Here is a 6,894-nt window from a genome sequence, read left to right on the forward strand (position 1 = left end):
ATTTTAATTAATACGATTGCGCCTGGTCGAATTGCAACGGACCGCGTTAATCATTTAGATCAAGTAAACGCAGATAAATTAGGGGTTGACAGGGAAACAGTTGCATTAAAGGCTAAAGAAGGAATTCCTTTAAAAAGATACGGAACTCCTGAGGAATTTGCAAATGTTGCAGCGTTCCTGTTATCTGATGCTAATTCCTATATGACAGGCAGTTCATTTTTAGTAGATGGAGGGATGATCAAAGCAATCTAAAACAAAGTTTTTTCCTATATTAACCTTTCTTTACGTTTATTACCGATGTATTTTGGCTATGGTAAAAATATTAAGGGAGTGTTATTACATGCTGAAAAATATTCGATTAATGACTGTTTTGCTCTTGGTTCTATGTGGGTCCATGCTAATGAGTGGCTGTGGTTTACTTTTTTCCAATGAATTAATCGTCAATCGTTATGCAGATGCTTTGTTGACAAAGAATAATGAATTACAGTTCCGTTTTCGAATTAACAATGAAATCTTATCAGGGCAGCAATTATATAAGGTAAAAGTGACTATTCATGATGATAAACTAGCAGCTGCAATTGGTAAAAGAGAAATAGTTTACGGCGAAGATCAAGTGTTAAACGGTGAATATTTAGAAGTAAAAGGAAAAAGCGGAAAATATATTTTTATGGACCCGCTTCCACTGAAGGAAGATTTACATATTCATGAACTTAAAAACATGATTGAAAAGGATAATGCGGTTTCGATTGAAGTATTTAATAATCAAGAAGTATTCGGCCGTGCCTATCTAACAAACTTTTCATCAGAGTTGTAAATTATGATTATGTTGGAATGAAAAAGGACAAAATAAAAATGTGCATAATATTGGAGATGGAGCACAAAGGCTGGAGCGATTGGGACGCTCCGGTTTTTTTNNNTTTTTTTTTTGCCAAATTTTTTTTGTATAATGCTAAAATAAATAAGATAAAAACATGAGAGGGATGATGATGTTGCTTACACCAGAAAATACGGTGATTGGTTTTATTGGTACTGGGGTTATGGGAAAAAGTATGGCAGGACATTTATTAAAGGCGGGATACTCCTTAGTGGTGTATTCAAGGACAAAGGAAAAAGCACAAGAACTATTAAATCAAGGTGCAGAGTGGGCAGCAACACCCAAAGTGATGGCTGAAAAGGCATCGGTAACATTTACAATGGTCGGTTATCCAACCGATGTGGAGGAAATATACTTCGGTAGAGATGGTTTAATATATAATGGAAATCCAGGTAGTTACTTGATCGATATGACAACCTCCTCCCCTTCACTTGCGCTTAAAATTTATGAGGAAGCAAAGAAAAAAGGAATTCAGGCCATAGATGCACCAGTATCTGGTGGAGATGTGGGAGCAAAAGAGGCTAAGCTCTCGATCATGGCTGGGGGTGAAAAGGAAGCTTTTGAAGAGGTACGGCCTATTTTAGAAATGCTGGGAACGAACGTAGTCTATCATGGTAAACCAGGTGCGGGGCAGCATACAAAAATGTGCAATCAAATTGCGATTGCTTCAAATATGATGGGTGTCTGTGAAGCAATTATTTATGCTGAAAAAGCTGGCCTGGACCCTGAAAATGTTCTTAAAAGTATAACTACGGGAGCCGCTGGCAGCTGGTCGTTGAGTAATCTTGCTCCAAGAATGTTAGCAGGAAATTTTGAACCTGGTTTTTACATAAAGCATTTTATTAAGGATATGAAAATTGCGATCGATGAAGCAGAACGAATGGAAATGGAAGTACCAGGTCTTTCCTTAGCAAAGTCTTTATATGATCAATTAGCCGAAAGAGGCGAAGAAAATAGCGGTACCCAAGCGCTTTATAAATATTGGAAGAGATAATAGTTTATGAATAAATTCCTCCTATCTATTTGAAACTATGAGAGAAATCATGAATTAGGAGGAACTGTATCATGGCTAAACGGACGAAAAAGAACGACGCTAAACAAAAAAATAAAAAGGGGTTTGATTCTGCAGTGGCCAACGAAGAATTCGCCACTGAAATAGGTTCAGCAGCGGCAAATCAAGCTCATAAAGAAAAGGCAAAAAAAGAAAAAGCACCTAAAAATGATGGGAAATACAAAGGGCAGTAATACTTATAACTTAAGACCCTCACATTCAATGTGAGGGTCTTAAATTTTCCCTAATTCAAGTTTTTTAAAAATTGTTCTAGCCGGTTCAAGCCAAGTTCTAATAATTCCATCGAACAAGCAAACGATAAACGGAAATAGCCCTCTCCATATTCTGAAAAGGCACTACCTGGAACAACAGCCACTTTTGTTTCTTGAACAAGCTTAAGGCAGAAATCAAAGCTGCTTAATGCAATGGTTTCAGGGATTTTTATAAAGAAATAAAAAGCACCATCAGGCTTAATTACATCAAGTCCCATAGCAGATAAACGCTTGAAGACAAATTCTCTTCGAATTAAATATTCATTTTTCATCACAAGCGCATCATCAATACCTGTTGTTAATGCCGCATAGGCTGCCTTCTGCGCAATGGAAGTGGCACAAGAAATATTATATTGATGAACCTTTAAAATATGTTTTGCGATGCTATCAGGGGCATATAAAAAGCCGATTCTCCAGCCTGTCATTGAATGGGATTTTGATAAACCATTAATGAGGATGGTTTGTTCCTTTAGAAAAGCAGCAATTGACTTATGTGGCTGATCATAGGTAAGCTCGCTATATATCTCATCTGCCAGGATAAAGATATTTTTATTCTTAAGATAATCTGCTATTTCTCTTAACTCTGATTCTGAGAGGCTCACTCCCGTTGGGTTAGAAGGGTATGGAAGTACAATACAGCGGGTTTTCTCAGTAATAAAGGGTTTAATCATTTCTAGAGTAAAGCGAAACTGATTTTGTCGAATATCGACATGGACTGCTGTGGCTCCCATCATATTAATAATTGGTTCATAGCCAGGATAAATCGGCCCCGGTAGAAGAACTTCAGAACCTTCTGTTAAAATAGTCCGAAATGCAATATCGATTGCCTCGCTTGCCCCTGCAGTAACGATAACCTCTGATTCAGGTTTATAATCCAAGCCATATTTAATTTTAACGAAATTACAAGCAGCTTCCCTTAATTCTAACGTTCCTGCATTATGGGTGTATGAAGTGAAGTTTTGCTTAATCGCATCAATACCGGCCGCTTTCACATGCTCTGGAGTAGGAAAATCAGGCTGCCCAATCGTAAAAGATATTAAGTCATCGACATCGGCTACCATATTGAAAAATTTTCTAATTCCGGAAATTTCGATATTTTTTACGCGTTCATTGATTAAATGCTCCAACATTGACCATCCTTCCAAGTGAGGCTTAATTTCATTTTTATGTATAAAATGATTATAGACTATTTTCGGGTGAAGATTCTACCAAACAGGAATGAAAAAAACGATCTGAGCTCTCAGATCGTTTTTGGGGGAGGGGAGTTTATAACAAATTAAAGTGTTTTAGTAGCCATAGTCCCAGTCAACTTCGTCTTCGTGCCAAAATACAGGGGACACAAAACCGAAATTAACTAATTTATTTCCGAGTTTGCAATTACATTGTTCGCAGCCACATTGTTCTTTAATCTCTTTATAAATAGAGTGATCAACATCTTCAATAAATGTAACCTTTTGTTCCTGAAAAAGAATCGCAGTTCCTTTCATTGGTTAAGCACCTCTTTGAATAGATTTATCTTATAACTGTATTGTAAATCTGCTGTGAATACGCGTCTATATTTTAGTGATATTGTTCACAAAATCATCACGAAGCTGTTGCGAAAATGGACAGATTTTCAAAATAAAAAAAGCCAGGAGACCTGACTTCAAGAGTATCTCTCGCCTAATTTTTTGAAGATAGGCTTTTGATAGGTTTTGCTCTTTTTATTTTTCGGTGGCATTTGCTCGTTATCGGAGATACCTGTATAAAGTTGAAGTAATGCTTTTGCAGAATTAAGGGAAAGTGTTGCTTTTGGATTTCTTACTCGTTCGTCTAATTTCCCAAAATGGGGTAGATTTAGAAAGTCAGTTTTCGTTGGAGGCATATGGAATGTGTACCTTCCACATTCAACTAGCACGTCAGATTGCTGTTGACTATTACGCGGATTTTCAGAAAAATGGAGACCCACTTTTTTCGCTTTACCTTCGTCAATTAATTTCTTTAGTGTTTCCTGTTTTAATTTGTACAATAATTTGGGATTAGGTGCTGTTTTGGCATGGCGATTCACAATAAAGATAGCTTGTGCGAGGTTATCGATGGTTAGATTTAGATTGATTAGGGGGCCTTTCTGATCACGATTCAAAATATGTTCTCCTTTCAGTTATATAAAACATTTATATTATACCTTTTTTATTAAGAAAAGGGAATATAACGTTAATTTTATTGTAAAATATAAGCAATAAAATGTACAAACATTTTCGTAAATATAAGAACTTTTTCTTATAGCAAAAAACTCCTAATCTAAAATTAAGAAGGAGTTTTTTCTTTGCCTACTTTTCGGGTCTAAGCGTAAAGATAGTTAACTCGGGTTTTGACAAAAAGCGAAAGGGGAGACGTGTGGTTCCAATCCCTCTATTTACATAAAGTGATAGGTGAGAATCGTCACCAACTGAATAGAGACCCTCTGGGTATAATTGGCCAAAGGGAGGAGTCACAAGTGCTCCCAAAAATGGGATTTTAATCTGTCCCCCATGACTATGGCCACTGAGCTGCCAATAGACCGGATATTGTGCCGCTGTTTCTGCAAGATCAGGGGCATGCGATAATAATATATTAAAAGTATTGTTAGGTACATTTTTTAAAGCTAATGGCAGATTGGGATTCCCTAACATCGCATCATCAATTCCGAGCAAATAGATGATGCTCCCATCGCTCATTTTAACGGGAGCTGATTCATTTAAAAGTACGCTGAAATCAGAGTTCACCATAATATTTCTGTAAATATCAGAACCATATCCGCCATGATCATGATTTCCAAAAATGCAGTACTTACCAAGTGGAGCATGTAAACTCTTTAAAATCGGCATCAACTTATTAATTTCGGTATATTGATTGGGCTCGTCCATTAAATCTCCAGTAAACAAAATAATATCCGGTTTAAGACTATTAATTTTCTTTACTAATTTAGTAAATCGGTGAAGATTATATTGAAAACCTAAATGGGTATCACTAAATTGAACTAGTTTTATCCCATCAAAGCTTTTTGGAATTAGTGGATGTTTTATTTGAAGTTCTTGTATATCAAGTAATGAAGGCTCAATTCGATTGGCATATAGAAATCCCCCCGAACTTAATCCAAGCAGGGTAAGGACTGAGCCAAATGATCGTCTTAAAAACGTTCTCCTCGTCTGTTTTTTAGCCATATTTTCTACCAGCCTATCTTTTATTTACCTAAAAAAGTAGAGTCTTTCTGTATTTTCATTAAAAACGATAAATAATGCAAGTGGAAAGGTACTTTGNNCAGGTGCTTCGCTTTCCGGAAAGCGAAGTGCCTGGAGTGCCAATCAACAGACTAGTTGAAAAGCTATAACAAAATAACGCGGTGAATTATTAAAGAATATTGAATAGAAAAAAAGGCTATCGAAAGTTTTTCGACAGCCTAAGCAGCCAAAGTTGGCTGCCTGTTCTAATGATAACTAACGGCTCGGCTTTTTAATGCCTTCCAAGATGATATAAATTGTTGCTTTCCAACCCGTACTTTTTTTCTACCCGACAGGGGGTCATTCAAGTAGACATAATTGTTGTCATACCCGACTAAGACGACGGCATGTAAATCAAGGGGAGTTTTAATATATTGTTTCCCGTGGTACCAACCCTCCCAACGGTCAGGCAGGCGGTAATCCCCGGTTGTCCATACTACGACAGGATATCCAGCTGATACATGCTCTAATACTTGATCAAAGGGCTTGTTTGTTAAATTAACCGCTCTTCCAGGAAGCTTTTGGTTGATTAGGGCAATCATTGGTTGATCAAATACAGCATAGCCTGCTCTCCGGCCAGTCATATCTCCAACAAAGCCATCAGCAGGGTTTCCCCAACGTAAAATATCACCCTTTGGTGATTTGATTATCGGGTCAGAATCTTTCCGAACAGATCGGTAAAGGTCGATTTTGCTTGTTTTTACTCCTGCATAATTTAATACCATGGCAAGGCTTGTGACCTCACAACCGTATCGTAATTCAGGATTTTGCTTAATTAGCACTACATTCAGCATTGCGGAGTCTTTTTTCTTTTGGGTGGTAGTAACCGACTTACTTTTATTAACTGTATTCTTAACATTTATCACTTGCTCATTTACATCGTTCAAATTGTATGGAGTACTATTTAACTTAGTTGCTGAAGATTTGGGTGTTTGTATTTTATCTTCTACTGTTACCGAAGAGAGAGGCTGTTTTTTTTCAATGGTGTCATTGGTATCAGCATCAAAGTGACTACATCCAAACATAGGAAGGATCATCGTTAATAAACAAAGTCTTTTCAAAACATATCCTCCTTATCAAACAACTTGGGTATAGGATATGATTGTTTCTAGGCGGCTATAATGGTATCCTTTTGGAAAAGAACGATAATTCTTACATAAGCGTATGGTATAATAAGAAAAAATTTTTGGAGGTACTTGGATGGATGCTTTGGAAATACTATCGGATCTTGAAAATGTATTTCCCTATTTTCAACCGATTTTTAGTGCCGATCAACAAAGTGTAATTGCCTATGAGGTATTAGGGAGATATAAATCTGGAGAAGATATCATTAGTTTAGGAAACTTTTTTCAGGATGATCAAATTCCTGATGAATATAAATACGAAGTGGATTTGTTATTAGTTAAAATGGCGCTTGAAAAAGCACTGACCCTAGAAGAGGATGTAAGTATTTTTTTA

Annotated in this window: 9 protein-coding genes and 1 pseudogene; 5 read left to right on the plus strand and 5 right to left on the minus strand. The window is 36.7% G+C overall.

The annotated features are described in order from the left end of the window. The 4 genes from V7659_RS15410 to V7659_RS15425 form a co-directional block, all read left to right on the plus strand. Positions 1-252: SDR family oxidoreductase (locus V7659_RS15410; RefSeq protein WP_335540738.1), on the plus strand; the 252-nt coding region annotated here is incomplete at its 5' end. Positions 253-340: 88 nt separating this feature from the next. Beyond that, complete coding sequence (locus V7659_RS15415) at positions 341-814, plus strand: hypothetical protein (protein WP_335540739.1); 474 nt, start codon at positions 341-343, stop codon at positions 812-814. 175 nt (positions 815-989) lie between these two features. After that, the gene (locus tag V7659_RS15420) at positions 990-1,868 is read left to right on the plus strand and encodes an NAD(P)-dependent oxidoreductase (protein ID WP_335540744.1); all 879 of its coding nucleotides are present in this window, start codon (positions 990-992) and stop codon (positions 1,866-1,868) included. A 71-nt stretch (positions 1,869-1,939) separates the two neighbouring features. Beyond that, entirely contained in the window at positions 1,940-2,119 is a 180-nt protein-coding gene (locus tag V7659_RS15425; protein ID WP_026566286.1) for a hypothetical protein, read from the plus strand. Between the two features lie 50 nt (positions 2,120-2,169). Here V7659_RS15425 and V7659_RS15430 read toward each other — a convergent pair whose 3' ends face one another. The 5 genes from V7659_RS15430 to V7659_RS15450 all read right to left on the minus strand — a co-directional run bounded on the left by V7659_RS15430 (position 2,170) and on the right by V7659_RS15450 (position 6,497). Then, positions 2,170-3,324, minus strand: coding sequence for an aminotransferase A (locus tag V7659_RS15430; protein ID WP_335540745.1), 1,155 nt, complete (start codon positions 3,322-3,324; stop codon positions 2,170-2,172). A gap of 159 nt (positions 3,325-3,483) precedes the next feature. Beyond that, positions 3,484-3,684, minus strand: coding sequence for a hypothetical protein (locus V7659_RS15435; RefSeq protein ID WP_335540740.1), 201 nt, complete (start codon positions 3,682-3,684; stop codon positions 3,484-3,486). Positions 3,685-3,842: 158 nt separating this feature from the next. Further along, positions 3,843-4,319, minus strand: coding sequence for a YkyB family protein (locus V7659_RS15440; RefSeq protein ID WP_335540741.1), 477 nt, complete (start codon positions 4,317-4,319; stop codon positions 3,843-3,845). A 187-nt stretch (positions 4,320-4,506) separates the two neighbouring features. After that, positions 4,507-5,379 carry a metallophosphoesterase gene (locus tag V7659_RS15445; protein ID WP_335540742.1) on the minus strand — a complete coding sequence of 291 codons (873 nt, stop codon included), beginning with the start codon at positions 5,377-5,379 and terminating at the stop codon, positions 4,507-4,509. Between the two features lie 263 nt (positions 5,380-5,642). Beyond that, positions 5,643-6,497 (minus strand): C39 family peptidase, encoded by an 855-nt coding sequence (locus V7659_RS15450; RefSeq protein ID WP_335540743.1) that lies wholly within the window; start codon positions 6,495-6,497, stop codon positions 5,643-5,645. Positions 6,498-6,636: 139 nt separating this feature from the next. Here V7659_RS15450 and V7659_RS15455 point away from each other — a divergent pair. Further along, positions 6,637-6,894 (plus strand): annotated as a pseudogene (locus V7659_RS15455) (diguanylate phosphodiesterase); the annotation flags it as partial.

This window comes from Neobacillus drentensis, from assembly GCF_036966985.1.
GTDB classification, from domain to species: Bacteria; Bacillota; Bacilli; order Bacillales; family Cytobacillaceae; genus Neobacillus; species Neobacillus drentensis_E.